This is a genomic window from Enterobacter sp. HK169 (genome assembly GCF_001719105.1).
Taxonomy (GTDB): domain Bacteria; phylum Pseudomonadota; class Gammaproteobacteria; order Enterobacterales; family Enterobacteriaceae; genus Enterobacter; species Enterobacter asburiae_B.
The window spans coordinates 2,080,604-2,106,926 of the sequence record NZ_CP017087.1 but is presented as its reverse complement, the minus strand read 5'-3'; the positions used below and the strand labels follow the sequence as shown (position 1 = coordinate 2,106,926).

Annotated in this window: 23 protein-coding genes; 17 read left to right on the top strand and 6 right to left on the bottom strand. The window is 55.8% G+C overall.

The genetic code is table 11. The features are described from left to right. Window positions 1-68: 68 nt before the first annotated feature. The 4 genes from kduI (at window position 69) to EnteroDNA1_RS09905 (ending at window position 4,283) form a co-directional block, all read left to right on the top strand. A complete protein-coding gene (gene kduI / locus EnteroDNA1_RS09920) occupies window positions 69-905 on the top strand; it encodes a 5-dehydro-4-deoxy-D-glucuronate isomerase (protein ID WP_039263316.1) in 837 nt (278 codons plus the stop codon). Between the two features lie 63 nt (window positions 906-968). After that, entirely contained in the window at window positions 969-1,730 is a 762-nt protein-coding gene (kduD, locus tag EnteroDNA1_RS09915) for a 2-dehydro-3-deoxy-D-gluconate 5-dehydrogenase KduD (RefSeq protein ID WP_064673498.1), read from the top strand. Between the two features lie 313 nt (window positions 1,731-2,043). Further along, entirely contained in the window at window positions 2,044-3,459 is a 1,416-nt protein-coding gene (gene araE / locus EnteroDNA1_RS09910) for an arabinose-proton symporter AraE (protein ID WP_032660200.1), read from the top strand. A gap of 131 nt (window positions 3,460-3,590) precedes the next feature. Beyond that, window positions 3,591-4,283: an aspartate/glutamate racemase gene (locus tag EnteroDNA1_RS09905; RefSeq protein WP_064673499.1), complete on the top strand. Its 693-nt coding sequence runs from the start codon at window positions 3,591-3,593 to the stop codon at window positions 4,281-4,283. Here EnteroDNA1_RS09905 and EnteroDNA1_RS09900 read toward each other — a convergent pair. Then, the gene (locus tag EnteroDNA1_RS09900) at window positions 4,278-5,204 is read right to left on the bottom strand and encodes a LysR family transcriptional regulator (RefSeq protein WP_064673500.1); all 927 of its coding nucleotides are present in this window, start codon (window positions 5,202-5,204) and stop codon (window positions 4,278-4,280) included. The genes EnteroDNA1_RS09905 and EnteroDNA1_RS09900 overlap by 6 nt on opposite strands. 121 nt (window positions 5,205-5,325) lie before the next feature. Between EnteroDNA1_RS09900 and lysA the strand changes: the two genes are divergently transcribed. After that, entirely contained in the window at window positions 5,326-6,588 is a 1,263-nt protein-coding gene (lysA, locus tag EnteroDNA1_RS09895) for a diaminopimelate decarboxylase (RefSeq protein WP_069303269.1), read from the top strand. Here the strand turns inward: lysA and EnteroDNA1_RS09890 are convergent. Beyond that, entirely contained in the window at window positions 6,558-7,595 is a 1,038-nt protein-coding gene (locus EnteroDNA1_RS09890) for a LacI family DNA-binding transcriptional regulator (RefSeq protein ID WP_033146449.1), read from the bottom strand. The two genes, lysA and EnteroDNA1_RS09890, sit on opposite strands and share 31 nt — an antisense overlap. Window positions 7,596-7,823: 228 nt before the next feature. Between EnteroDNA1_RS09890 and EnteroDNA1_RS09885 the strand changes: the two genes are divergently transcribed. Then, entirely contained in the window at window positions 7,824-8,300 is a 477-nt protein-coding gene (locus EnteroDNA1_RS09885; protein WP_069303922.1) for a GNAT family N-acetyltransferase, read from the top strand. Here the strand turns inward: EnteroDNA1_RS09885 and galR are convergent. After that, complete coding sequence (gene galR, locus EnteroDNA1_RS09880) at window positions 8,261-9,277, bottom strand: HTH-type transcriptional regulator GalR (protein ID WP_069303268.1); 1,017 nt, start codon at window positions 9,275-9,277, stop codon at window positions 8,261-8,263. The genes EnteroDNA1_RS09885 and galR overlap by 40 nt on opposite strands. A 623-nt stretch (window positions 9,278-9,900) precedes the next feature. Here galR and aas point away from each other — a divergent pair. Both aas and lplT read left to right on the top strand, forming a co-directional pair. Further along, a complete protein-coding gene (gene aas / locus EnteroDNA1_RS09875) occupies window positions 9,901-12,060 on the top strand; it encodes a bifunctional acyl-ACP--phospholipid O-acyltransferase/long-chain-fatty-acid--ACP ligase (protein WP_048979860.1) in 2,160 nt (719 codons plus the stop codon). Continuing rightward, window positions 12,053-13,246, top strand: coding sequence for a lysophospholipid transporter LplT (lplT, locus tag EnteroDNA1_RS09870; RefSeq protein ID WP_047060028.1), 1,194 nt, complete (start codon window positions 12,053-12,055; stop codon window positions 13,244-13,246). The genes aas and lplT overlap by 8 nt, the downstream gene beginning before the upstream one ends. Window positions 13,247-13,339: 93 nt before the next feature. Here lplT and EnteroDNA1_RS09865 read toward each other — a convergent pair whose 3' ends face one another. The 3 genes from EnteroDNA1_RS09865 to mutH all read right to left on the bottom strand — a co-directional run bounded on the left by EnteroDNA1_RS09865 (window position 13,340) and on the right by mutH (window position 15,551). Then, a complete protein-coding gene (locus EnteroDNA1_RS09865; RefSeq protein WP_069303267.1) occupies window positions 13,340-14,380 on the bottom strand; it encodes an NADP(H)-dependent aldo-keto reductase in 1,041 nt (346 codons plus the stop codon). Between the two features lie 131 nt (window positions 14,381-14,511). Then, window positions 14,512-14,730 (bottom strand): YgdI/YgdR family lipoprotein, encoded by a 219-nt coding sequence (locus EnteroDNA1_RS09860; RefSeq protein ID WP_008499668.1) that lies wholly within the window; start codon window positions 14,728-14,730, stop codon window positions 14,512-14,514. 128 nt (window positions 14,731-14,858) lie between these two features. Continuing rightward, window positions 14,859-15,551, bottom strand: a complete 693-nt coding sequence (gene mutH / locus EnteroDNA1_RS09855; RefSeq protein WP_069303266.1) for a DNA mismatch repair endonuclease MutH — start codon at window positions 15,549-15,551, stop codon at window positions 14,859-14,861. A gap of 683 nt (window positions 15,552-16,234) precedes the next feature. Here mutH and rppH point away from each other — a divergent pair. The 9 genes from rppH (at window position 16,235) to recC (ending at window position 26,187) form a co-directional block, all read left to right on the top strand. Further along, a complete protein-coding gene (gene rppH / locus EnteroDNA1_RS09850; RefSeq protein WP_013098553.1) occupies window positions 16,235-16,765 on the top strand; it encodes an RNA pyrophosphohydrolase in 531 nt (176 codons plus the stop codon). Window positions 16,766-16,777: 12 nt separating this feature from the next. After that, window positions 16,778-19,024 (top strand): phosphoenolpyruvate--protein phosphotransferase, encoded by a 2,247-nt coding sequence (gene ptsP / locus EnteroDNA1_RS09845; protein WP_023309047.1) that lies wholly within the window; start codon window positions 16,778-16,780, stop codon window positions 19,022-19,024. 193 nt (window positions 19,025-19,217) lie between these two features. Further along, window positions 19,218-20,093: a prolipoprotein diacylglyceryl transferase gene (lgt, locus tag EnteroDNA1_RS09840; protein ID WP_069303265.1), complete on the top strand. Its 876-nt coding sequence runs from the start codon at window positions 19,218-19,220 to the stop codon at window positions 20,091-20,093. 6 nt (window positions 20,094-20,099) lie between these two features. Beyond that, entirely contained in the window at window positions 20,100-20,894 is a 795-nt protein-coding gene (gene thyA, locus EnteroDNA1_RS09835; RefSeq protein WP_014885081.1) for a thymidylate synthase, read from the top strand. Between the two features lie 184 nt (window positions 20,895-21,078). Further along, a complete protein-coding gene (locus EnteroDNA1_RS09830) occupies window positions 21,079-21,543 on the top strand; it encodes a prepilin peptidase-dependent protein (RefSeq protein ID WP_048979875.1) in 465 nt (154 codons plus the stop codon). Continuing rightward, window positions 21,534-22,094, top strand: coding sequence for a prepilin peptidase-dependent protein (locus EnteroDNA1_RS09825; protein ID WP_048979865.1), 561 nt, complete (start codon window positions 21,534-21,536; stop codon window positions 22,092-22,094). Before EnteroDNA1_RS09830 ends, EnteroDNA1_RS09825 begins: the two co-directional genes overlap by 10 nt. Then, window positions 22,091-22,492: a DUF2509 family protein gene (locus EnteroDNA1_RS09820; RefSeq protein WP_039263328.1), complete on the top strand. Its 402-nt coding sequence runs from the start codon at window positions 22,091-22,093 to the stop codon at window positions 22,490-22,492. Before EnteroDNA1_RS09825 ends, EnteroDNA1_RS09820 begins: the two co-directional genes overlap by 4 nt. Then, window positions 22,477-22,800, top strand: coding sequence for a prepilin-type N-terminal cleavage/methylation domain-containing protein (locus EnteroDNA1_RS09815; RefSeq protein WP_023309042.1), 324 nt, complete (start codon window positions 22,477-22,479; stop codon window positions 22,798-22,800). Before EnteroDNA1_RS09820 ends, EnteroDNA1_RS09815 begins: the two co-directional genes overlap by 16 nt. Window positions 22,801-22,812: 12 nt before the next feature. Beyond that, window positions 22,813-26,187 (top strand): exodeoxyribonuclease V subunit gamma, encoded by a 3,375-nt coding sequence (recC, locus tag EnteroDNA1_RS09810; protein WP_069303264.1) that lies wholly within the window; start codon window positions 22,813-22,815, stop codon window positions 26,185-26,187. Window positions 26,188-26,323: the final 136 nt, after the last annotated feature.

The following is a 26,323-nucleotide window of genomic DNA, read 5'->3' as shown; positions in this document are numbered from 1 at the left end:
CATTATGAAAAACGGAACGCTGTTTCGTTTATTTCCGCCTTCGGGCATGATCACATCTGGAGGTTACCGTGGACGTCAGAGAAAGCATCCACAGTGCGCACGCCAAAACGCTGGATACTCAGGGGCTGCGCAATGCATTTTTAGTCGAGCAGGTATTCGAGGCCGACAGGTACACCATGGTTTACAGCCATATCGACCGCATCATTGTGGGCGGGATTCTGCCCGTCACGAAAAGTGTCTCCGTGGGCGGTGAGGTCGGTAAACAGCTGGGCGTGAGCTACTTCCTCGAGCGTCGCGAGCTGGGGGTGATTAACATCGGCGGGCCGGGCACCATCACCGTAGACGGAAAATGCTATGAGATTGGCCATCGCGAGGCGCTGTACGTGGGTAAAGGGGCGAAAGACGTGGTCTTTGCCAGCATCGACGGCAGCAGGCCTGCGAAGTTTTACTACAACTGCGCGCCGGCTCACTCCACCTACCCAACCAAAAAAGTGACCACCGCAGACGTCGCACCCGTGACGCTGGGTGACAACCTCACCAGCAACCGCCGCACCATCAATAAATACTTCGTGCCGGACGTGCTGGAGACCTGCCAGCTCAGCATGGGATTGACCGAGCTGGCACCGGGCAACCTGTGGAACACCATGCCGTGCCATACCCACGAGCGCCGCATGGAAGTCTACTTCTACTTCAATATGGATGAGGACGCCTGCGTGTTTCACATGATGGGACAGCCGCAGGAAACGCGCCATATCGTGATGCACAACGAGCAGGCGGTGATTTCACCGAGCTGGTCCATTCACTCCGGCGTAGGGACGAAAGCCTACACCTTTATCTGGGGAATGGTGGGGGAAAACCAGGTCTTTGATGATATGGACCACGTTGCGGTCAGCGATCTGCGCTAGTCGCGGGCGGTGAAGCATAAACCTGCCTGTGAGTGACAGGCTCTGAAAGAGTAAGGAATAAACATGATTCTGGATGCATTCTCTCTGCAGGGGAAAGTGGCTGTGGTTTCCGGGTGTGACACCGGGCTGGGTCAGGGAATGGCGTTAGGCCTGGCGGAAGCGGGCTGCGATATCGTCGGAATTAATATCGTTGAACCGACTGAGACCATCGAACGCGTGACGGCCCTGGGCCGCCGTTTCCTGAGCCTGACCGCTGACCTGCGTAAAATCGATGCCATTCCTGAACTGCTGGACCGCGCGGTGGCTGAATTCGGTCATATCGACATTCTGGTGAACAACGCCGGGCTGATCCGCCGCGAAGACGCGATCGGCTTCAGCGAGCGCGACTGGGATGACGTGATGGATTTGAACATCAAGAGCGTATTTTTCATGTCCCAGGCGGCGGCGAAGCATTTTATTGCCCAGGGGAAAGGCGGCAAGATCATTAACATTGCCTCTATGCTCTCGTTCCAGGGCGGCATCCGCGTGCCGTCTTACACCGCGTCCAAAAGCGCCGTAATGGGCGTGACCCGCCTGCTGGCAAACGAATGGGCGAAACATAACATCAACGTGAATGCGATTGCGCCGGGCTACATGGCGACCAACAACACGCAGCAGCTGCGTGCTGACGAAGAGCGCAGCGCGGCGATCCTGGAGCGTATCCCTGCGGGACGCTGGGGTCTGCCGAGCGATCTGATGGGGCCGATTGTCTTCCTGGCCTCCTCCGCATCGGATTACATCAACGGTTACACCGTGGCTGTAGACGGCGGCTGGCTGGCGCGTTAATTCCACCTGTACTAAGAACCTCTGCCTGTGGGCGGAGGTTTTTTTTGAGCAATAATTGGCTTAGTCCATATCGATAAAGATGAAAAATCCATACTAAAAAATCGAAAATGACGGCAATCACACTTTTATTGCTTAAATATTAACTGATTAGTAAAAATACGTGATTATTCGCCACCGGTTGAAATTGTAATGTCCATCACAGAACCGTATGCCGTAGCGGAATAATCCATAACTTCGCGATTTCCTGCCTGACACTTTTCCTCGCTTTCTCGTAATTTCAGTTAACGAATTTTGCTGTTGAGGCAGGAAAAATATGACATCGATAAATGACTCTACCCTAATGCCCGCTGCGCTGCGTGATACTCGCCGCATGAACCAGTTTGTCTCCATTGCCGCCGCCGTGGCGGGCCTGTTATTTGGACTGGATATCGGCGTCATTGCCGGCGCACTACCGTTTATTACCGATCACTTTACCCTCAGCAGTCGCCTGCAGGAGTGGGTGGTGAGCAGCATGATGCTCGGCGCGGCCATCGGCGCGCTGTTCAACGGCTGGCTGTCGTTCCGCCTGGGGCGCAAATACAGCCTGATGGTCGGGGCGATTCTGTTCGTTGCCGGCTCCATTGGCTCGGCGTTTGCCGCAAATGTTGAAATCCTCCTGCTCTCCCGCGTGCTGCTGGGCGTGGCGGTGGGGATTGCCTCCTACACCGCGCCGCTTTATCTCTCCGAAATGGCAAGCGAAAACGTGCGCGGCAAGATGATCAGCATGTATCAGCTGATGGTCACGCTGGGTATTGTGCTGGCGTTCCTGTCTGACACCTACTTCAGCTACAGCGGCAACTGGCGCGCGATGCTGGGCGTGCTGGCCTTACCGGCGCTGGTGCTGATCGTCCTGGTGATTTTCCTGCCAAACAGCCCGCGCTGGCTGGCGCAAAAAGGGCGTCACGTGGAGGCAGAAGAGGTTCTGCGCATGCTGCGCGATACCTCGGAAAAAGCGCGCGAAGAGCTGAATGAAATCCGCGAAAGCCTGAAGCTAAAGCAGGGCGGCTGGGCGCTGTTTAAGATCAACCGCAACGTGCGCCGCGCGGTCTTCCTCGGCATGTTGCTGCAGGCAATGCAGCAGTTCACCGGCATGAACATCATCATGTATTACGCGCCGCGCATTTTCAAAATGGCCGGATTCACCACCACGGAACAGCAGATGATTGCAACCCTGGTGGTCGGGCTGACCTTCATGTTCGCCACCTTTATTGCGGTATTCACCGTGGACAAAGCCGGGCGTAAACCGGCGCTGAAAATTGGCTTCAGCGTGATGGCGCTCGGTACGCTGATTCTGGGCTACTGCCTGATGCAATTTGATAACGGCACGGCCTCAAGCGGGCTTTCCTGGCTTTCTGTCGGTATGACCATGATGTGTATCGCAGGTTACGCGATGAGCGCCGCGCCGGTGGTGTGGATCCTGTGCTCCGAAATTCAGCCGCTCAAATGCCGTGACTTTGGAATCACCTGTTCCACGACCACCAACTGGGTGTCGAACATGATCATCGGCGCGACGTTCCTGACGCTGCTGGACGCGATTGGCGCAGCGGGAACGTTCTGGCTCTACACGGTGCTGAACGTAGCGTTTATTGGCGTTACGTTCTGGCTGATCCCGGAAACCAAAGGCGTGACGCTGGAACATATCGAGCGCAAGCTGATGGCAGGAGAGAAACTGCGAAACATCGGCGTGTGATTGTTTTGCATGTTTACGTATCCCAACGTATGCAGGAGCTAACCAATATTTGTTTTAAAAGGCGCTGAATACAGCGCCTTTTTTTATGTACTTCGGTTGTGTTAAAAAAGAAACAAAGAAAAGGAGGGATGATGAAAACGATCGGCCTGTTAGGTGGAATGAGCTGGGAATCGACAATCCCTTATTACCGCCTGATTAATGAAGGGGTAAAGCAGCGTCTGGGTGGTCTGCACTCCGCAAGCCTGCTGCTGCACAGTGTTGATTTCCATGAAATTGAAGCCTGCCAGTCGAGCGGGGAGTGGGATAAAGCCGGAGAGATCCTGGCCCAGGCGGCGCTGGGACTGGAGCGTGCCGGCGCCGAGGGTATCGTGCTTTGTACCAATACCATGCACAAAGTGGCGTCGCATATTGAGGACCGCTGCTCGCTGCCGTTTCTGCATATCGCGGATGCGACCGGTCGTGCGATTGCCGCATCCGTTATGCGCCGCGTAGCGCTTTTGGGCACACGCTACACCATGGAACAGGATTTTTATCGCGGGCGTTTGCACAGTGAATTTGGGATCGAGAGCCTTATCCCGGATGAAGACGATCGGGCGCGCATCAATCAGATTATCTTTGACGAGCTCTGCCTTGGCACCTTCAGCGAATCTTCCCGGGCGTATTACGTCAGCGTGATTGAAAAGCTGGCGCAGCAGGGGGCAGAAGGGGTGATCTTCGGCTGCACCGAGATTGGCCTGCTGGTGCCGGCCGAGCGAAGCCCCGTCCCGGTATTTGATACCACCGCCATTCACGCGGCAGATGCCGTGGCGTTTATGCTGTCATGAGGGGTTTTGCAGGTCAGGTAAACGAAGCGCCACCTGACGCGCGTGCTCCATTAAGTGTTCGGTGAAAGCGTCCACCAGCGCGGAAGCCGGACGGTGCAGCGGGCGGATCAGGCTCACGGTGAACGGGACGGACACGCTAAAGCGGCGGATGACGATCCCGCTTCCGGCATAGTCCAGCGCCGTGAGCGGATTCACCACCGCGACGCCGACGCCCGCCCGCACCATCGCGCAAATCGAAGCCGCGCTGTGCGTTTCCACCACCATTCGCCGTTTGACCTGATGCTCGGCAAACAGCGTATCCAGCAGCTGTCTGTAACTGTCTGTCTGCGAAAGGCTAATGTAGTTTTCCCCGTGGAAATCCTCCGGTGTGAGCACCGCCTTACCGGCAAGCCGATGTCCGGCGGGCAGAACGCACACTTCATCTAACGAGATCAGCTCCGTGCGTGCCGTTCCCGCTGGCGTGGAAAGGGTTTCGGTTAAGCCTAAATCATGGCGCTGGGCCGAAAGCCACTCTTCAAGCAGGGGGGATTCCTGAGGAACGATAGTGAGGCTGACCTCCGGGTATCGGGCCAGAAAGGGCTGCAGCAGCATCGGCAAAAACGATTGTGAAAAGACGGGCAGGCAGACGATCGACAGCTCGCCCTGGCGAAACTCGCGCAGGCTTTCCGCAGCACTCACTATTCTGTCCAGTCCGTACCAGGAGCGCTGAACTTCCTCGAACAGGCGTAACCCCTGCACCGTAGGGTGAAGCCTGCCCCGGGTACGCTCGAACAGCTTCAGCCCCAGCACTTTCTCGAAGCGGGCCAGCTCGCGGCTCACCGTCGGCTGCGAGGTATGCAGCATCTGTGCGGCTTCGGTGAGATTGCCGGTGGTCATCACGGCGTGAAAAATCTCGATGTGGCGTAAATTGACGGCGGGCATAGGGCACCTGAAAGCAGATAACTATCCATATCATTTTTGCATAGACTCGCGATAAAACGATATTTTTTATTCTCTTTGCGCTGTGGCGTAATCATCAAAACGCATTTACCCGGAGAAGACCATGCCACGCCCGCTGAACCAGACTGATACCGATTTGAACGCCGACAACCTGCTGCGCCTGCCTGCCGAGTTTGGCTGCCCGGTGTGGGTCTACGACGCGCAGATCGTTCGCGAGAAGATCGCCGCCCTGCATCAGTTTGACGTGGTGCGCTTTGCCCAGAAGGCGTGCTCCAATATTCATATTCTGCGCCTGATGCGTGAGCAGGGCGTGAAGGTCGACTCCGTTTCGCTTGGCGAAATCGAGCGCGCGCTGGCGGCCGGATTCGATCCGAAAGCCGACGGCGACGCGATCGTCTTTACCGCCGACGTGATCGACGATGCGACGCTTGCGCGCGTCCACGAACTGCAGATCCCGGTGAATGCCGGTTCTGTAGATATGCTGGAGCAGCTGGGTCAGGTTTCTCCCGGCCATCGCGTCTGGCTGCGCGTGAATCCAGGCTTTGGTCATGGTCACAGCCAAAAAACCAATACCGGCGGTGAAAACAGCAAGCACGGGATCTGGTATGCCGATATGCCTGCCGCGCTGGAGGTATTACAGCGCTACGGCCTGAAGCTGGTGGGGATTCATATGCACATTGGCTCTGGCGTGGATTATGGCCACCTGGAGCAGGTGTGCGGCGCGATGGTGCGCCAGGTTATCGACTTCGGTCATGATCTGGAGGCGATCTCTGCCGGTGGCGGTCTCTCCATTCCATATCGCGAAGGCGAAGAGGCGATCGATACCGATCACTATTACGGTCTGTGGAGCGCCGCGCGTGACCAAATTGCCGCGCATCTTGGTCACGCGGTGAAGCTGGAAATTGAGCCGGGTCGTTTCCTGGTGGCGGAGGCCGGCGTGCTGGTTTCGCAGGTGCGCAGCGTCAAAGAGATGGGGTCTCGCCACTTCGTCTTGATTGATGCAGGCTTTAACGATCTGATGCGTCCGTCCATGTACGGCAGCTATCACCACATTACCGCCCTGGCCGCCGACGGCCGTGATTTAACGCAGGCGCCGCGCGTTGAGACGGTCGTTGCGGGACCGCTGTGCGAATCGGGTGACGTGTTCACTCAGCAGGAAGGCGGCAAAGTGGAGACCCGCGCGCTGCCAGAGGTCAAACCGGGTGATTATCTTGTGCTGCATGATACCGGTGCCTACGGGGCGTCGATGTCATCTAACTACAACAGCCGCCCGCTGCTGCCGGAAGTGCTGTTTGATAACGGCAAAGCACGGCTGATCCGTCGTCGCCAGACCATTCAGGAACTGCTGGCTTTAGAACTCATCTGATGAAAGTACGGCCCCGTTGTAACCGAATCGCGTAACACCAGCGTGCCGGTAAACGGCGGGATAGCATCGACCGGCTGGTTTTTTGCCAGCCGGATTGCCTGATCGATGGCCGTGACAATCATATTGTCGATGGGCAGATAAACCGATGAGAGCGCAGGCTCCAGCCATTTCGCGCTTGGGGCATCGTCAAAGCCGAACAGTGAAATATCCTGCGGAATTTTAAGCCCCGCCTGGTGTAACGCTTTGGACGCCCCCAGGGCCATATCGTCGTTACAGGCAAACAGGGCGCTAAACGGCACTCCGTCGGCAATCAACTCCTTGCACAGCTCGTATCCCCGCGTCATTCCCGCATCGCCGTACTTTATCCGACGCTCGTCCAGACGAATGCCGTGCTTTTCCAGCGCTTTACGGTAGCCCATCAGCCGCGCTTTCCCGGTTGGGGTATGGATCGGAACGGTGATACAGGCGATCTCCCGATGGCCCTGGGCGATCAGGTAATCCACGGCCTTAAATGCGGCATCCTGCTGTTCGAAAAACACGCAGCGATCCGGCGCCTGGCTCACTTCACGGTTAATGACCACCAGCGGCGTTTTCACGGTGTTCATCAGTTTGACGATCGCTTTTTCGCTCATGTAGCGCGTGTAAAGCACGATGGCATCGCACTGGCGATCGGCCAGCATCTGCACCGCCTGTTCTTCCTGTTCCGGCGCGTCGTGACCGTCGGTGACGATCAGCTGTTTCCCGTGAGTTTCCGTCTGCCGCGACGCCTGCTGGAGAAGACGACCAAAGTAAAAGCCGTCGAAGGTCGAGACGACCAGGCCAATGCTGTTGCTGGTCTGGTTAGCCAGCGAACGCGCGAGAAAGTTCGGGCGATATCCCAGCTCTTCCATCGCAGCAAAGACCTGCTGACGCGTACTCTCTTTAACCTGACCTGTGCCGTTCAGCACGCGCGAGACGGTAGCCTTCGACACGCCCGCACGCAGTGAGACATCCAGCATTGTTGCCATTCTACATTCCTGCTTCCACGTAATGATTTGCAGTTTAACACAGACCTCACGGCGTATAAGCGATGCGGGAAGCGCAAAACTTCTGCCACGATCACGCTTTTTGGTCACGATTCGTCTGGCCTGCGTGAAGTAAAACTAAATAGTCTGACTCTGGTAAAATAATCGCCGAACCGAGCTGGGGCGACAGGCCAGCAAAACATGAGAAAACGCAGGTGAAACGTGAAAAATATAGCCATCCTCCCGCTTTACCAGGCACCGCACTATGCGGAGCAGGTCACCGACTGGCTCTGGCAGGCCTTTGGCGAAGGGCTTTCTCGGGAATTTTTCCACAGCATTGTTGAGCACAGCCAGACGCCGGGAGCATTACCGCTGACCTTTATCGCCGTAGAAGACGAACAGCTTGTTGGTACGGTAGGGCTATGGCGCTGCGATTTGATCACCCGTCAGGATCTCTTTCCGTGGCTGGCGGCGCTCTACGTTGACGACGCGGCGCGAGGCAAGGGGCTGGCAGGAAAGCTACAGCAGCACGTTATTACCTGGGCCGCGCAGGCGGGATATGAAGAACTGCACCTCTGGTCTGCCTGCCGCGACTTCTACGAACGTTACGGCTGGCAGTATATCGGTGATGGGCTGGAATACCCCAACACGCGGGTTCACCTCTATCGCTATTCGCTCTGCGCTTCCGCAGGTGAAGCAACGGAGTGACGGCGAACCAGCGTCGGGCTAAACAGATGCGTAATATCCGGCGGCTGGCGCTGTTCAGCCAGCGCTAGCGCCAGCTCGGCGGCCTGCGTTGCCATGGTGATTATCGGGTAGCGCACGGTGGTCAGACGCGGGCGCACGTAGCGAGAGACCAGCACGTCATCGAAGCCAATCAGCGAAATTTCTGCCGGTACCTCAATCCCGTTGTCATTCAGCACCCCCATTGCCCCAGCGGCCATCGAGTCGTTATAGCTGGCAACCGCCGTGAAATTTCGTCCGCGACCCAGCAGCTCGGTCATGGCCTGTTCACCGCCGCTCTCATCCGGTTCACCGTAGGCCACCAGACGGTCATTGCACGGCAGGCCGTTTTCGCGCAGGGCGTCGTAGTAGCCCTGCAGACGGTCTTCCGCATCAGAAATCGGGTGATTGGAACAGAGATAGCCAATCCGGGCATGGCCCTGTTGAATCAGATGGCGGGTCGCAAGCCAGGCACCGTAGCGGTCGTCGAGGGCCACACAGCGTTTTTCAAACCCGGGAATAATGCGGTTGATGATCACCATTCCGGGCATCTGCTTCATCAGGTGAATCAGCTCGGCATCCGGGATCATTTTGGCGTGAACCACCAGCGCGGCGCAGCGGTGGCGGATCAGCTGCTCGATGGCCTGGCGTTCTTTTTGCTCATTATGATAGCCGTTGCCGATCAGCAAAAAATTGCCCGTCTGATAAGAGACCTGTTCAACCGCTTTCACCATGGCACCGAAAAAGGGGTCGGAAACATCACCCACTACCAGCCCAATGGTTTCGGTGGACTGCTGGGCGAGCGCGCGGGCATTGGCATTGGGATGATAATTCAAGGATTCCATGGCGGTTTGTACCGCCTGGCGCGATGCGTCACTGGCTTTTGGGGAGTCGTTAATCACACGAGAGACGGTTGCCACCGACACACCTGCCAGACGGGCCACATCCTTTATTGTCGCCATTCATTACCTTCTTATTGGGGGTAAGCGTTTACACACCAAATAGTGTTGCGGAAAAGCGGCGCGCATTCAAGGGGAGCGGATTTCCGCGCTCCACAAACGTGACGCAGGACAACCCTGGTAGTGTAATCGTTACACGCGCATTCATGTCTGAAGAATGTCAATCTGAACCTTTGGTTACACTTTGCGTCAGGCTGTTGCGATTGGCCGATGGCGAGGGCGTTAAAGAGATTGATACAGTCAAAGTCCCAGAGGTATTGATAGGTGCAATCAACTCCGGTTGATTAACACGCTTTACACCAACCTGCGTTTTTACGCAGGTTTTTTTTGCCTGATAGTTCAATCTGTAACAGCAACAGAGAATATTCACACCTGGTTGCACTTAGGCTCATTCCCTTGCGTTTTCCTGCTGGCGAAGCGCAGGACGAACGGCCACAATCAAGATCCCAGAGGTATTGATTGGTGAGAATTCTTAGTACGGTTTCGTACTCATCTCTTGCACCAACCTGCGCGGATGCGCAGGTTTTTTTTCGCCTCCACTTTTGCTGTCGCTCCCGTATCACTTCTCGTGTAATCTGCCACCATTTACTATCAACCCTCCACACTGGCTGGCAAAGGGAGTTGAGATGCTATTTGGGTTCTTCCGTACACTGTTCCGTATTCTTTTTCGCATCCGCGTCACTGGCGATGCCCAGGCGCTTCGCGGTGAACGCGTTCTTATCACACCAAATCATGTTTCCTTTATAGACGGCATTCTGCTGGCGCTATTTTTACCCGTGCGCCCGGTGTTTGCGGTCTATACCTCTATCAGCCAGCAGTGGTACATGCGCTGGCTCACGCCGCTGATTGATTTTGTGCCGCTCGACCCGACAAAGCCGATGATGATTAAGCATCTGGTGCGTCTGGTTGAGCAGGGGCGTCCGGTGGTTATTTTTCCGGAAGGGCGTATTTCAGTGACCGGTTCGCTGATGAAAATTTACGACGGCGCGGGGTTTGTTGCCGCGAAATCAAAAGCGACCGTGGTGCCGCTGCGCATTGAAGGCGCAGAACTGACCCATTTCAGCCGCCTGAAGGGGCTGGTGAAGCAGCGTCTGTTCCCAAAAATCACGCTGCATATTCTGCCGCCCACGTCGTTACCGATGCCGGACGCGCCGCGTGCCCGCGATCGCCGTAAAATCGCCGGGGAAATGCTGCATCAGATTATGATGGAAGCGCGCATGGCCGTGCGCCCGCGCGAAACGCTGTACGAATCTCTGCTTTCCGCGCAGCACCGCTATGGCGCGAAGAAAAACTGCATCGAAGATATCAACTTTACCCCGGATACCTATCGCAAGCTGCTGACCAAGACCCTGTTTGTGGGCCGTATTCTGGAGAAGTACAGCAAGAAGGGCGAAAAGATTGGCCTGATGCTGCCTAACGCGGGCATCAGCGCGGCGGTGATTTTTGGTGCGGTTTCCCGGGGGCGCATCCCGGCAATGATGAACTACACGGCGGGGGTGAAAGGACTGACCAGCGCCATCACCGCTGCCCAGATTAATACCGTCTTTACTTCCCGTCAGTTCCTGGACAAAGGCAAGCTCTGGCATCTTCCCGAGCAGCTCACCCAGGTGCGCTGGGTCTTCCTGGAGGATCTGAAAGCGGACGTAACCACCGGCGACAAGCTGTGGATTTTTGCTCACCTGATGATGCCGCGTCTGGCGCAGGTCAAACAGCAGCCGGAAGATGACGCGATTATCCTCTTCACGTCGGGTTCGGAGGGCAACCCGAAAGGCGTCGTCCACAGCCACAAGAGCATTCTGGCGAACGTTGAGCAGATCAAAAGCATTGCCGACTTTACCGCGAATGACCGTTTTATGTCGGCGCTGCCGCTGTTCCACTCCTTTGGCCTGACGGTGGGGCTGTTTACGCCGCTGCTGACCGGCGCAGAAGTGTTCCTCTACCCAAGTCCGCTGCATTATCGCATTGTGCCGGAGCTGGTGTATGACCGTAACTGTACCGTCCTGTTCGGCACATCAACGTTCCTGGGCAACTATGCGCGTTTTGCTAATCCGTACGATTTCTATCGCGTGCGGTATGTGGTGGCCGGTGCGGAAAAACTGCAGGAGAGCACGCGTCAGATCTGGCAGGACAAGTTTGGCCTGCGCATTCTCGAAGGCTATGGCGTTACCGAGTGTGCTCCCGTGGTCTCGATTAACGTACCGATGGCGGCGAAACCGGGCACGGTGGGCCGAATTCTGCCGGGGATGGACGCGCGTCTGCTGGCCGTGCCGGGCATTGAAGACGGTGGCCGTCTGCAGCTGAAAGGGCCAAACGTGATGAACGGTTATCTGCGCGTGGAAAACCCAGGCGTGCTTGAGGTGCCGACGGCTGAAAACGTCAACGGCGAGGTTGAAACCGGCTGGTACGACACCGGTGATATTGTCCGTTTTGATGAACAAGGCTTTGTACAGATTCAGGGACGCGCGAAGCGCTTCGCCAAAATCGCCGGTGAAATGGTCTCGCTGGAAATGGTTGAGCAACTGGCGACGGCCGTCTCCGCGGATAAGATGCATGCGACGGTAGTGAAGAGCGATGCCAGCAAAGGCGAGGCGCTGGTGCTGTTTACGACCGACGCTGAGCTTAAGCGCGACAGGTTACTGAGCTATGCGCGTGAACACGGTATTCCTGAACTGGCGGTGCCGCGCGATATTCGCTACCTGAAGCAGCTCCCGGTGCTGGGTAGCGGGAAGCCCGATTTCGTGACCCTGAAAGGCATGGTTGAAGAGGCGGAACAGCAAAATGCGTGAGTCAGTACACACTAACACATCACTCAGGTCGAAAGGCATGATGGCCGTTATCGCCGCACAGTTTCTCTCTGCGTTCGGTGATAACGCGCTGCTGTTTGCCACGCTGGCGCTGCTGAAGGCCGAGTTTTACCCCGACTGGAGCCAGCCGATCCTGCAGATGGTGTTTGTGGGCGCTTACATTATCTTTGCTCCGTTCGTCGGGCAGGTGGCGGACAGTTTCCCGAAAGGCCGGGTGATGATGTTTGCCAACGGCCTCAAGCTGCTGGGTGCCGCCAGCATTTGCTTTGGCTTCAACCCGTTTATTGGCTACACGCTGGTGGGCATCGGCGCTGCCGCCTACTCCCCGGCGAAGTATGGCATTCTCGGAGAGCTGACCACGGGCGATAAGCTGGTGAAAGCCAACGGCCTGATGGAGTCGTCAACCATTGCCGCAATCCTGCTCGGATCCGTCGCGGGCGGCGTACTGGCCGACTGGCATGTCCTGGCGGCACTGGGCATCTGCGCGGTGGTGTATGGCGGGGCGGTTGTGGCGAACCTGTTTATTCCCAAACTGCCGGTGGCTCGCCCGGGGCAATCCTGGCGCTTTAAACCGATGACCGGCAGTTTCTTTACCGCCTGTCGCGTGCTGTGGCGTAACGGTGAAACGCGTTTCTCACTGATGGGGACCAGCATGTTCTGGGGCGCGGGCGTCACGCTGCGCTTCCTGCTGGTGCTGTGGGTGCCGGTGGCGCTGGGGATTACCGACAACGCGACGCCGACCTATCTTAACGCGATGGTGGCCATCGGCATTGTGGTGGGGGCCGGCGCGGCGGCGAAGCTGGTGACGCTCGAGACGGTAGCACGCTGCATGCCTGCAGGGATCCTGATTGGCGTCGTAGTGCTTATTTTCTCGCTGCAGCATGCATTATTGCCTGCGTATGTCCTCCTGATCCTGATTGGTATTCTGGGCGGTTTCTTCGTGGTGCCGCTGAACGCGTTACTGCAGGAACGTGGTAAGCAGACCGTCGGGGCGGGGAACGCCATTGCGGTACAAAACCTGGGTGAAAACCTGGCGATGCTGTTAATGCTGGGGCTCTACTCGCTGGCGGTAAAAGTGGGTGTGCCGGTGGTGGGGATTGGCGTCGGGTTTGGCGGGCTGTTTGCGCTGGCGATTGCGGGTTTGTGGATCTGGCAGCGTCGGCGTTGATAAGTGCGGCCTGATGCCCTCACCCCGGCCCTCTCACACAGGGAGAGGGAGCAAACCCTAAAAACGGCAACCTGCGTTGCCGTTTTGCTTTTATTACGGCGCAGGATACGTATAAACCTGATGCACCGCTTCAATCTCCGCTAACACCTCTTCACTCAGGTTCAGATGGAAACTCTCAATATTGGTTTTCAACTGTTCCATCGTTGTCGCGCCCAGCAGGGTACTGGCAACAAACGGCTGACGACGCACGAAGGCCAGCGCCATCTGTGCAGGGTCAAGACCGTGACGCTTTGCGATATCCACATAGGCTGCAATGGCTTTCTGCGTCTGCTCGCCGCTGTAGCGGGTAAAGCGGCTAAAGAGGGTATTTCTCGCCCCGGCCGGTTTCGCGCCGTTCAGGTATTTCCCCGTCAGCGTGCCAAAGCCGAGACAGGAATAGGCGAGCAGTTCCACTTCTTCATATTGCGTCACTTCGGCCAGACCCACTTCATAGCTACGGTTAAGCAGACTGTACGGGTTCTGGATGGTGACGATACGCGGCAGATCGTGTTTATCCGCCAGATGCAGATAGCGCATTACGCCAAAGGCCGTTTCGTTAGAGACGCCAATGTAGCGGATTTTTCCCGCGCGCTGGCACTCGGTCAGCGCTTCCAGCGTTTCCAGCAGCGTTACGGCGGGGGCGCTCTCATTCCAGCTGTAGCCGAGCTTACCAAAGCAGTTGGTTGGCCGCTGCGGCCAGTGCACCTGATACAGGTCGAGATAGTCGGTTTGCAGGCGCTTCAGGCTGGCGTCCAGTGCGGCGCGGATATTTTTGCGATCGAGGATCTGATTCGGGCGGATCCCGGTATCGTTGTTGCGCGCGGGACCACTGACTTTTGATGCAATCACCAGCTTTTCACGGTTGCCGCGTTTTGCCAGCCAGTTACCGACGTAGGTTTCGGTAAGTCCCTGCGTTTCCGGACGTGGCGGAACAGGGTACATCTCTGCAACATCAATCAGGTTAATCCCCTGGCTGACGGCGTAATCGAGTTGTGCATGGGCATCGGCTTCGCTGTTTTGTTCACCAAATGTCATCGTGCCCAACCCCAGTTGGCTTATTTCCAGAGCGCTGTGGGGGATACGGTGATAATGCATAGCCGGCTTCCTCAGTAGACTTATAGACCGCGTCAGGGCGTGCCCGACAAAGGAATATAAACATGGCAGAGGGGAAGCAAAAGGGGAAGAAAAAAATCAAAAAGGCCAGCAAGCTACTGACCTTTATCTGTTTATCGCTCGATAATTTGCGATACTTCGTCGCGATTGATCTGCATTTTATTGCCTTCCTGGTCACGGTAGCTGACCAGACCGGTATCATCGTCGACTTCGGGTTTACCGTCGGTCAGGATCATTCGACCATCTTTTGTCGCCATGACGTAATCGCTGCTACAGCCCGATACGGCAAACGCTAAACCGACTGCTGAAACTAACACTGCCCATTTTTTCATCGTTATCGTCCTCATCTGGCGCGTATCAAATCATAATCTAGTATTAACCCGATATGGCGACTTGAGGAAGCGGTAAAATCTTAAAAAGCAGTCGATTATGTTTGAGAGCTCGCAAAATAAGTAAAAAACTATGTTTTTAACAGGAAATGACGGGCAAGGAGTGCGCCGGTGAAATTCTTTTTGAGATAAAAACCGCGCGGTAACGTCAGTATCGGCTCACCTTTCGCGCCGATTGCCTCGGTAAGTGCTTTGCTGTTGGCCGCTTTCGGGCGCAATTGTAAAACTTCTCCGTGTCGGGCGGTGATGCGCTCTACCTGGCCAAGCACAATCATGTCCATCAGCTCCTCCCAGTCCAGACGCAGCTGTTGCTCCTCATCGTCGTTCGGGCTCCAGAGCAGCGGCGCGCCAACGCGACGGTCAGCCAGGGGGATCTGACGTTCACCTTCGACCGGTACCCACAACACGCGCTTCAGCTTGTGGCGAACGTGGCTGGTTTCCCACGTTACGCCGGTGTTGCCGCTTAATGGCGCAACGCAGACGAAGGTGGTCTCAAGGGGCTTGCCCTGGCTGTCTATAGGGATGGTTTTTAACTCCACGCCAAGCGCTGCAAAATCCTGCTCGGGTTTGCTTCCTGCGCTGGCACCCAGCCACAGCTCAAGCAGCATGCCGATCCAGCCTTTATCCCGTTTCAGATCCTTCGGGATCTGAAGCCCTGCCATTGCCGCCAGCTCGCCAAGCGAAAAGCCTGCAAGACGCCGTGCCTGCTGTAGCAACTGACCTTCGCTGGATGGCGGTGAGAGCAAGGGTGTAAGCGGATGCATAAAGGTAACCTTTTGATTAAAAAATAAACTAAGAAATTGTCCCCTATGGATAGAGTTTAACTATTTCTGTACCAATATTCCATGTCTATGATTTATAGGTTTTTTTATTGGTTTAAAATCGTTTTGCCAGACTCAGAAAACCGGTTGTTCAAATCTGGTCACTGACAATGAACAGGATCTTACACCATGTTATCCACAGAAAAATGGGATAACTGGGCATAACCCTGACTACTGTTTCAATTTACAGCCTTGACGTGCGATGAAAATCGAATTTTCAAACAAATTGTGACTAACTTATTGGCACAATCTGTGGATAAAACCGACGCTGTTCGATCTTTCATCAGCACGACGATCCCTGATGTGACGATCGTCACGATATTCTGTTTTGTGTTCATGGAAATACATTTAACTATTTGAAAATAATTGCATTATCTAATTAAGGTGAAAAAGGGGAGACTGCATCGTTTGAGGTTGTTCATCGGTAATCAGACACTTCTTCACAACTATATCCACAGAAAAGGTGAATAAAATTCCCTTCACCACCGCTCATCTGTTTATAACTCAGCACTTATTTGTGAGTTATTCAAATGTTATTAGGTTGCAGCCCTGTAAGAGAGTGGTTTACCGCCTCCCTGTAGTGTGAAACAATCATTCATATATAAGGTTTAGTTTGGGGTAGTCCGGTGATTGATGACGATGGCTACCGCCCGAACGTAGGAATAGTAATTTGTAATCGTCAGGGCCAGGTAATGTGGGCCCGGCGATATGGTCAGCACTCCTGGCAGTTCCCGCAAGGCGGGATCAATCCGGGAGAGTCCCCAGAACAAGCGATGTACCGGGAGCTTTTTGAAGAGGTCGGTTTAAGCCGAAAAGATGTTCGCATCCTGGCTTCGACCCGCAACTGGTTGCGTTACAAGTTACCGAAACGTTTGGTGCGTTGGGACACAAAGCCGGTTTGTATCGGCCAGAAACAGAAGTGGTTTCTGTTGCAGTTGGTGGGCAACGATTCAGACATCAATATGCAAACCAGCAGTACGCCGGAGTTCGATGGCTGGCGCTGGGTGAGCTATTGGTATCCTGTTCGTCAGGTCGTGTCATTTAAACGCGATGTTTACCGTAGGGTGATGAAAGAGTTTGCAAGTGTGGTAATGCAGCTTCAGGAGATCCCGCCTAAGCCGCAGAGCGCACCTGCCTGGCGACGTAAAAGAGGTTAAGCTACGCAAATCATGCTCACCCGCTTGCGAGAAATAGTCGAGAAGGTGGCCAGTGCTCCGCGTCTGAACGAGGCGCTGAATATTCTGGTCACTGACATCTGTCTTGCGATGGAGACCGAGGTCTGTTCGGTGTATCTGGCCGACCACGATCGGCGCTGCTATTACCTGATGGCGACCCGTGGTTTGAAAAAACCACGTGGACGCACCGTCACGCTCGCATTTGATGAAGGTATCGTGGGCCTGGTTGGGCGGCTGGCTGAACCCATCAACCTTGCTGACGCGCAAAAACACCCCAGCTTTAAATACATCCCTTCCGTAAAAGAAGAGCGCTTCCGCGCTTTTCTTGGCGTGCCGATTATCCAGCGTCGCCAGCTGCTCGGCGTGCTGGTTGTCCAGCAGCGCGAGCTACGTCAGTACGATGAAAGCGAAGAGTCTTTCCTCGTCACGCTGGCCACTCAGATGGCGGCGATCCTCTCCCAGTCCCAGCTTGCCGCGCTCTTTGGTCAGTATCGCCATACGCGCATTCGTGCCCTTCCGGCATCGCCAGGCGTAGCAATTGCTGAAGGCTGGATGGACGCCACGCTGCCGCTGATGGAGCAGGTTTACGAAGCCTCAACGCTAGATGAAGCGCTTGAGCGCGAGCGTCTTACCGCCGCGCTTGAAGAGGCGGCGAATGAATTTCGTCGTTACAGCAAGCGCTTTGCCGCAGGCGCACAGAAAGAGACGGCGGCCATCTTCGACCTCTATTCGCACCTGCTCTCCGACGCACGTCTGCGTCGTGAGCTGTTTGCGGAAGTGGATAAAGGCTCGGTCGCAGAGTGGGCGGTTAAGAAGGTCATCGAAAAATTTGCCGATCAATTTGCGGCACTGACCGACGGTTACCTGAAAGAACGGGCTGGCGATCTCCGCGCCCTGGGACAGCGTCTGCTGTTCCATCTCGATGACACCATTCAGGGACCGAATGCCTGGCCAAAACGGTTTGTGCTGGTCGCCGATGAACTCTCGGCAACGACGCTGGCTGAACTGCCTCAGGACAGGCTGGCCGGTGTGGTAGTGCGCGATGGCGCAGCCAACTCGCATGCCGCCATTATGGTGCGTGCGCTGGGTATTCCTACCGTTATGGGAGCGGATATCCAGCCGTCGGTACTGCACCGCCGTACGCTGGTAGTGGACGGCTATCGCGGTGAGCTGCTGGTCGATCCTGAGCCGGTTCTGCTCCAGGAATACCAGCGTCTTATCAGCGAAGAGAATGAATTAAGCAAGCTGGCGGAAGATGACGTTAACCTGCCCGCACAGCTTAAGAGCGGTGAGCGGATCAAAGTCATGCTCAACGCCGGTTTAAGCCCTGAGCATGAAGAAAAACTTGGCAGCCGCATCGACGGTATTGGCCTGTACCGTACTGAAATCCCGTTCATGCTGCAGAGCGGTTTCCCCTCCGAAGAGGAGCAGGTGGCGCAGTATCAGGGGATGCTGCAGATGTTTAACGACAAACCTGTCACCCTGCGAACCCTGGATGTCGGCGCGGATAAACAGCTGCCCTATATGCCGATCAGCGAAGAAAACCCGTGCCTGGGCTGGCGTGGGATCCGCATTACGCTCGATCAGCCGGAGATCTTCCTGATCCAGGTGCGTGCAATGCTGCGCGCCAACGCGGCGACGGGCAATCTCAGCATCTTACTCCCGATGGTCACCAGCATTGATGAGATCGACGAGTCCCGGCGACTGATCGAACGTGCTGGCCGTGAAGTGGAAGAGATGATCGGCTATGCGATCCCGAAACCGCGGATCGGGGTGATGCTTGAAGTGCCGTCTATGGTCTTTATGCTGCCGCAGCTGGCAAACCGTGTTGATTTTATCTCTGTCGGCACGAACGACCTGACGCAATATATTCTGGCCGTCGACCGTAACAATACCCGTGTCGCCAGTATCTACGACAGCCTGCATCCGGCGATCATTCGCGCGTTAGCGATGATTGCCCGTGAAGCGGAACAGTACGGCATTGATTTACGCCTGTGCGGTGAAATGGCCGGGGATTCAATGTGCGTTGCGATCCTGATTGGTCTGGGATACCGCCATCTGTCGATGAACGGTCGCGCTGTCGCTCGCGTGAAGTACCTGCTGCGGCATATCGACATCAACGATGCCCGCGAGCTGGCTGAACGCAGCCTTGACGCGCAGCTGGCCGCTGAGGTTCGTCATCAGGTCGCGGCGTTTATGGAACGGCGCGGTATGGGCGGCCTGATCCGCGGCGGCCGCTAATCATCTTTCGCCCTCTCCCTGTGGGGGAGGGCTCCAGCGCGCATAAAACCCTATACACATCTTTTACATCTCTGGCGCATCCTCCGCGCCCGCCTTGTGCTATGATTCGCAACTTTGGAGCCTCTGCTTACGGCAGAATCGCATTTCTACCGCTGTCCACTTTCAGCGGAATAACAACATCTTGTGGTGACAGATGAACAGTGGTTATCTGCATTTTCCGGAATTTGATCCGGTCATTTTCTCAGTAGGACCTGTTTCGCTTCACTGGTACGGTCTGATGTACCTGGTGGGCTTCATTTTTGCCATGTGGCTCGCTGGCCGTCGCGCCAGTCGTCCGGGCAGCGGCTGGACGAAAAACGAAGTTGAAAACCTGCTCTATGCGGGCTTCCTCGGCGTGTTCCTCGGTGGCCGCATTGGGTACGTGCTGTTCTATAACTTCCCGGTATTCCTGAACGATCCGCTCTATCTGTTCCGCGTGTGGGACGGCGGCATGTCCTTCCACGGCGGCCTGATTGGGGTGATCCTGGTGATGGTGATTTTTGCCAAACGCACCAAACGCAATTTCTTCCAGGTTTCAGATTTTATCGCACCGCTGATCCCGTTTGGGCTGGGCGCTGGCCGTCTGGGTAACTTTATCAACGGTGAGCTGTGGGGCCGCGTCGACCCGAGCGTGCCGTACACGATGCTCTTCCCGGGCTCCCGCGCAGAAGATATCGCGCTGCTGCCATCACACCCGGAGTGGCAGTCCATTTTCGATACCTACGGCGTGCTGCCGCGCCATATGTCTCAGCTGTACGAGCTGGCGCTGGAAGGCGTGGTGCTGTTTATCATCCTCAACCTGTTTATCCGCAAACCGCGTCCGATGGGCGCTGTCTCCGGCCTGTTCCTGATTGGCTACGGCGCATTCCGTATTATCGTCGAGTTCTTCCGTCAGCCAGACGCACAGTTTACCGGCGAATGGGTACATTACATCAGCATGGGGCAGATCCTCTCCATTCCGATGATTGTCGCGGGTGCCATTATGATGATTTGGGCGTATCGTCGTCGTCCACAGCAACAAATTTCCTGAGGAACCATGAAACAGTATCTTGAATTGATGAAAAAAGTGCTCGACGAGGGCACGCCGAAAAACGACCGCACCGGCACCGGTACGCTCTCTATTTTTGGCCACCAGATGCGCTTCAACCTGCAAGAAGGCTTCCCACTGGTGACGACAAAGCGCTGCCATCTGCGCTCGATCATTCATGAACTGCTCTGGTTCCTGCAAGGCGATACCAACGTTGCGTATCTGCACGAAAATAACGTCTCAATCTGGGACGAATGGGCAGATGAAAATGGCAACCTGGGCCCGGTTTACGGCAAGCAGTGGCGCGCCTGGCCAACGCCTGATGGCCGCCATATTGACCAGATCACCACCGTGATGAACCAGCTGAAAAACGATCCGGACTCGCGCCGAATCATCGTTTCCGCCTGGAACGTCGGCGAGCTGGATAAAATGGCGCTGGCACCGTGCCACGCGTTCTTCCAGTTCTATGTCGCTGACGGCAAGCTATCCTGCCAGCTCTATCAGCGCTCCTGTGACGTGTTCCTCGGCCTGCCGTTTAACATTGCCAGCTATGCGCTGTTAGTCCACATGATGGCGCAGCAGTGCGACCTGGAAGTGGGCGATTTTGTCTGGACCGGTGGGGACACCCATCTTTACAGCAACCATATGGAACAGACGCATCTCCAGCTGACCCGCGAACCGCGTGCGCTGCCGAAGCTGATTATCAAACGCAAACCGGCATCAATCTTCGACTATCGCTTTGATGATTTCGAGATTGAGGGCTATGACCCGCATCCGGGCATCAAAGCGCCCGTCGCTATCTGATGCGATAAAGCGTGACACAACCGGTGCTCTTTAGCGCCGGTTTTTTTTCGCCTTTATCCCGTTTCCCGAAGCACTATCCAGAAAGCGTGCAACGCGCTGCAACACTCCTGATTCTCCGGATAACGCCTCGTAAAACGAGGATCCGTCGCTCGTCATGTTCACCGCGCTTCGCCACACTCCCGATATGAAAAAAGAGAACGGTTTTACGCTTATCGAAACGCTGGTCGCGATTTCGCTTGTCGTTATCCTCAGCGCCTCAGGTCTTTACGGCTGGGACAGCTGGCAGCGGCAGCAGCGGCTGTGGCAAACCGCCAGTCAGGTACGAGATTACCTGCTGTTTCTGCGCAATCATGCCAACCGCTACAACCGCGACCATCAAATTACCCATCAGCGGATGGGAGGCATGGATTGTCTGCTGAGCTCTGCCGCGCAAGGCTGTGAGAAGGGCAATCCCTTTGTGCTGATACCACTCTGGCCTGAGGTCGCGATCGGCGAGGTAACGCCGTCGCTCGCGTTCTATGGATTAAAGGATACGGCATGGGCAGGGCGGATACGCGTTCAAAGTCGTGCAGGAGAATGGCTGATTATTGTCTCAAATGGAGGACGCATCAGGATGTGTAAGGTCTCTGCGGGAGGTTCATGTCGATGAAGCAGCGAGGTTTCTCACTGACTGAAGTTCTGATTGCCACGGCGATTAGCAGCCTCCTGCTGATAAGCGCATCGCGTTTTTTACCCGGCTTGCAGCGTGCGGTCTTAGCGCAATCCGGCCAGAGACAACTGGAGGAAGAGGTCTGGCACCACCTGTTCGCCCTGGGCAAACAGCTCCAGCGTGCGGGGTACTGCGCGGGAAACTGTCAGGGACAGGCGCTGGTGACAGCCAGGCAAGGAAGTTGCGTCATTGTGCGGTGGGATGCCAACAGTAACGGCAGCTGGGATAACAGCGCATCAGAAAATGACAGCACCGGTTTTCGACTGGAGTCTGGTGCGCTTGAAACCCAGCGTGGAGCGACCTCATGTGAAGGAAAAGGATGGGAAAAGCTCACGGACCCGGACAGGCTTACTATCGCGCATTTTGTGGTGAGGACAGTGGAACATGCCGGTTTTGCGCCAGAGGTGAATATCGAACTGGCGGCGATTCGTAAAGGCGAGAAGGGGGAGCCCTGGCAGGCGTTGTATACGGTCACGGGGTACAACCTGTGAATCGTCAACGCGGCATGTCTTCGCTGGCGATGGTTCTGCTTTTACTGGTGCTCGGTACCCTGATCCTCACCGGTCTCAATCAGCAGCTCACAACGTTTAGCGCGCTCGTCGGCGGTGAGAGCCGTTCGCTTCAGCAGCAGGCGACGGTGCAGTCCGCGCTTGAGTGGGGACGAGTTCAGAGCTGGTCGTCAGAGCCACAGGTTCAGTGCAAGAAGACTCCTGCGTGGCGAGCGTGTTTGCGCCAGCTGAGTGGGGCGCGTGTGCTGCTGATTGCCGGAGACAGCGACCTGCTGCTCTGGCGCTCAGGAGAGATTGTCGACGGGAACGTTCGCTTTTCGCCTCACGGCTGGAGTGATTTTTGTCCCCTTAAGGAGAGCGCGTTATGCCAGCTGCCGTGAACAGAGAAAAAGGGTTTAGCATGGTTGAGGTACTGCTGGCGATGATGCTGCTGGTGATCGTCGTGACGGCTTTGTCCGGTTATCATCGGGCGTTGGCGGCTCGGTTTACCCTGTTTAACCAGTATCGACAGCTCTGGCATCATGCCTGGAATCAGTCTCAGCTCTCAACAAATGTTCTCCCGGCTGGCTGGCAGGCCAGTCGGGGGCAGACAACGCACGCAGGATGTGTCAGCATCACGGTCACACTTATTTCTCCTCTGGGGCGGCGCGGTGAGATAACACGCCTGCATTGCCCGGTTAGCCAGTAGTCGGGAGCGTCTATGTTAAGGGTCTACCACTCAAATCGTCTGGATGTGCTGGAAGCGCTGATGGAATTTATCGTTGAGCGCGAGCGGCTTGACGATCCTTTTGAGCCTGAAATGGTGCTGGTGCAGAGCACCGGTATGGCACAGTGGCTGCAAATGTCGCTTTCCCGTAAATTTGGCATAGCCGCAAATATTGATTTCCCGCTGCCCGCGAGCTTTATCTGGGAGATGTTTGTGCGCGTGTTGCCGGACATCCCGGAGCAGAGCGCCTTCAACAAGCAAGGCATGAGCTGGAAGCTCATGGCCCTGCTGCCGGAAATGCTGCAGCACGATGAATTCGCCATGCTGCGCCACTACCTCAATGACGATACCGATAAGCGCAAGCTGTTCCAGCTGGCGTCGCGCACCGCCGATCTCTACGACCAATACCTTGTTTACCGTTCTGACTGGTTAATTCGTTGGGAAGCGGGCGAGTTGGTTGAAGGGCTACCGGAGGCGCAAATATGGCAGGCACCGCTGTGGAAAGCGCTGGTAGAGCATACGGAGAAACTTGGGCAGCCTAAGTGGCACCGTGCCAACCTGTACGATCGGTTTATCTCCATACTCGAGAATGCGTCGGAGCGCCCGGCCCGACTGCCGTCACGCGTTTTTATCTGCGGGATATCCGCATTACCGCCTGTTTATCTGAAGGCGTTGAACGCGCTGGGTAAACATATTGATATTCATATTTTGTTCACCAACCCTTGCCGACAGTATTGGGGGGATATCCTCGACGAACGTTGGCTTGCGCGGCTGGTGACTCGCCAACGAAAGCGCCTTTTTGAAGAACGTTCCGTCCCGCTGTTTAAAGACGGCTCGACTGCCGGGCAGCTTTTTGATGAAGACGGTATCCAGAACCTGCCCAATCCACTGCTTGCCTCGTGGGGGAAGCTGGGGCGTGACTACATTCACATGCTTTCAGACATCACTTCATCAGGCGAAGGTGACGTGGATGCCTTTGTCGATATTGCCCCGGATAGCCTGCTGCATCATATTCAGCTGGATATCCTCGATCTGGAAAACCGTGCCGTGATGGGCGTGACGGCGAAAGAATTCGAACGCAGCGACAGCAAGCGCAAGCTGGATGCTGACGATCGCAGCATCACGATCCATGTTTGCCATAGCCCTCAGCGTGAGGTCGAAGTGCTTCACGACCAGCTGCTGGCGATGCTGCAGGACGATCCCGAACTGACGCCACGCGATATTGTGGTGATGGTGGCGGATATCGACAGCTACAGTCCCTTCATTCAGGCCGTTTTTGGCAGTGCGACGGGCGAGCGATATCTGCCTTACGCTATCTCTGACCGTCGTGCCCGTCAGTCGCATCCGGCATTGCAGGCCTTTATCACTCTGCTTTCACTGCCGGATAGCCGCTTTATCTCCGAAGATGTCCTGGCGTTACTGGATGTTCCCGTGCTGGCTGCACGCTTCAACATCAATGAAGAGGGGCTGCGCTACCTTCGCCAGTGGGTGAATGAATCTGGCGTACGCTGGGGGATCGATGACGATAACGTTCAGGAGTTCGAACTTCCTCCAACCGGGCAGCACACGTGGCGTTTTGGCCTGACGCGTATGCTGCTGGGCTACGCCATGGAGAGCAGCCAGGGCGAGTGGAATGAGGTGCTGCCTTACGATGAGTCCAGCGGGTTAATTGCTGAACTGGTGGGGCATTTAGCGTCACTCCTGATGCAGCTTAACCGCTGGCGACACGAACTGATGCAGCCGCGTCCGCTTGAAGCGTGGATCCCGGTTTGCAGGGCATTGCTTAATGATTTCTTCCTGCCAGACAGTGACACCGAAGCGGCAATGGCACTGATTGAAACGCAGTGGCAGGCGATCGTCGATGAAGGCGTGAATTCCCATTATCAGGATGCAATCCCACTGTCGCTGTTGAGGGATGAGCTAACGCAGCGGCTTGACCAGGAGCGAATCAGCCAGCGTTTCCTGGCAGGCCCCATCAATATCTGCACCCTGATGCCAATGCGTTCTATTCCGTTTAAAGTGGTCTGTCTGCTTGGCATGAACGACGGCGTTTATCCGCGCGCGCTGGCGCCGCTGGGGTTCGATTTGATGAGCGCAAATCCAAAGCGGGGCGACCGTAGCCGCCGCGATGATGACCGCTACCTCTTCCTTGAGGCGCTCATTTCCGCCCAGAGTAAGCTCTATATCAGCTATATCGGCCGTTCCATTCAGGACAACAGCGAGCGTTTTCCCTCCGTTCTGGTGCAGGAGCTGGTGGACTATATCGGCCAGAGTCACTATCTGACGGGGGATGAAGAGCGCAACTGCGATGAAAGCGAGATGAGGGTGAAAGCCCATATCACCTGTTTCCACAGCCGCATGCCGTTTGACCCGGTGAACTACACGCCCAGCGAGCGCCAGAGCTATGCGCAGGAGTGGCTACCGGCGGCGAAAAAGGAGGGGAGTGCGCATACCGATTTCATTCAGGAGCTTGACCCGCGCCCTGTCGACACCCTGACCTTCGAAAAGCTTCAGCGGTTTTGGGCGCATCCGGTGCGCGCCTTCTTCCAGCAGCGATTGCAGGTCAACTTCCGTTCTGAAGAGAGTGAAATTCCTGATGCAGAGCCCTTTACGCTGGAAGGGCTGGAGCGCTACCAGTTAAACCTGCAGCTGTTGAATGCGCTGGTTGAAGAGGAAGATGCGGACAAACTTTACCGCCGCTACCGTGCTGCAGGACAGCTGCCCTATGGGGCATTCGGGGAAATTGTCTGGGAGGCGCAGTGTCAGGAGATGACCGCCCTGGCAGAGCGCGTAAGAGCGTGCCGACAGCCAGGGAAAAGCATTGAAATCGATCTCAACTGCAATGGTGTACAGCTCACGGGCTGGTTAACCCAGGTTCAGCCGGACGGGCTGCTGCGCTGGCGGCCTTCTATGCTGAGCGTTTCACAGGGTTTGCAACTCTGGCTGGAACATCTTGTCTACAGTGCGGATGGTCATAAAGGTGAAAGTCGGATTTTCGTGCGCAAAGAGGGCGAATGGCGCTTCCCGCCGATGGAGTCTGAGCAGGCGTTACGGTATCTGTCTTTGTACATTGAGGGCTACCGTCAGGGAATGAACAAACCGCTACTGCTGTTGCCGGAAAGTGGCGGGGCCTGGATAAAAGCCTGTTATGACGCACAGAATGATGCGATGTTAACGGATGAGGCGTCACTGCAGAAAGCGCGCAGTAAATTTATGCAGGCCTACGAAGGTAACATGATGGTACGGGGCGAAGGTGAAGATGTCTGGTATCAGCGCTTATGGCGAACGCTTGAGCCAGAGTACTTTGAGGCCATCACGGAAGAGGCGCAGCGCTACCTGCTGCCGTTGTTTAAATTTAATCAGTCCTGAGCGCTGTATAAAAATTGCGCAGTGTGGGGTGTTCAATTATGATGCACTTCTTATCACGGACTGATGTACCCAATAAAGAGATGTTGGCGTGTCCAGCACGCAATGTATTAATGATGTAGCCGTGATAAAGAGGTAG

Coding starts and splice junctions, on each gene's coding strand:
- lplT (WP_047060028.1), top strand. CDS start 12,053: ATGCGTGAGTCAGTACACACTAACACATCACTCAGGTCGAAAGGCATG.
- lysA (WP_069303269.1), top strand. CDS start 5,326: ATGCCACGCCCGCTGAACCAGACTGATACCGATTTGAACGCCGACAAC.
- ptsP (WP_023309047.1), top strand. CDS start 16,778: ATGCTCACCCGCTTGCGAGAAATAGTCGAGAAGGTGGCCAGTGCTCCG.
- araE (WP_032660200.1), top strand. CDS start 2,044: ATGACATCGATAAATGACTCTACCCTAATGCCCGCTGCGCTGCGTGAT.
- lgt (WP_069303265.1), top strand. CDS start 19,218: ATGAACAGTGGTTATCTGCATTTTCCGGAATTTGATCCGGTCATTTTC.
- EnteroDNA1_RS09905 (WP_064673499.1), top strand. CDS start 3,591: ATGAAAACGATCGGCCTGTTAGGTGGAATGAGCTGGGAATCGACAATC.
- recC (WP_069303264.1), top strand. CDS start 22,813: ATGTTAAGGGTCTACCACTCAAATCGTCTGGATGTGCTGGAAGCGCTG.
- EnteroDNA1_RS09900 (WP_064673500.1), bottom strand. CDS start 5,204: ATGCCCGCCGTCAATTTACGCCACATCGAGATTTTTCACGCCGTGATG.
- EnteroDNA1_RS09830 (WP_048979875.1), top strand. CDS start 21,079: ATGAAAAAAGAGAACGGTTTTACGCTTATCGAAACGCTGGTCGCGATT.
- EnteroDNA1_RS09860 (WP_008499668.1), bottom strand. CDS start 14,730: ATGAAAAAATGGGCAGTGTTAGTTTCAGCAGTCGGTTTAGCGTTTGCC.
- EnteroDNA1_RS09815 (WP_023309042.1), top strand. CDS start 22,477: ATGCCAGCTGCCGTGAACAGAGAAAAAGGGTTTAGCATGGTTGAGGTA.
- mutH (WP_069303266.1), bottom strand. CDS start 15,551: ATGCATCCGCTTACACCCTTGCTCTCACCGCCATCCAGCGAAGGTCAG.
- galR (WP_069303268.1), bottom strand. CDS start 9,277: ATGGCGACAATAAAGGATGTGGCCCGTCTGGCAGGTGTGTCGGTGGCA.
- aas (WP_048979860.1), top strand. CDS start 9,901: ATGCTATTTGGGTTCTTCCGTACACTGTTCCGTATTCTTTTTCGCATC.
- thyA (WP_014885081.1), top strand. CDS start 20,100: ATGAAACAGTATCTTGAATTGATGAAAAAAGTGCTCGACGAGGGCACG.
- kduD (WP_064673498.1), top strand. CDS start 969: ATGATTCTGGATGCATTCTCTCTGCAGGGGAAAGTGGCTGTGGTTTCC.
- EnteroDNA1_RS09865 (WP_069303267.1), bottom strand. CDS start 14,380: ATGCATTATCACCGTATCCCCCACAGCGCTCTGGAAATAAGCCAACTG.
- EnteroDNA1_RS09890 (WP_033146449.1), bottom strand. CDS start 7,595: ATGGCAACAATGCTGGATGTCTCACTGCGTGCGGGCGTGTCGAAGGCT.
- EnteroDNA1_RS09825 (WP_048979865.1), top strand. CDS start 21,534: ATGTCGATGAAGCAGCGAGGTTTCTCACTGACTGAAGTTCTGATTGCC.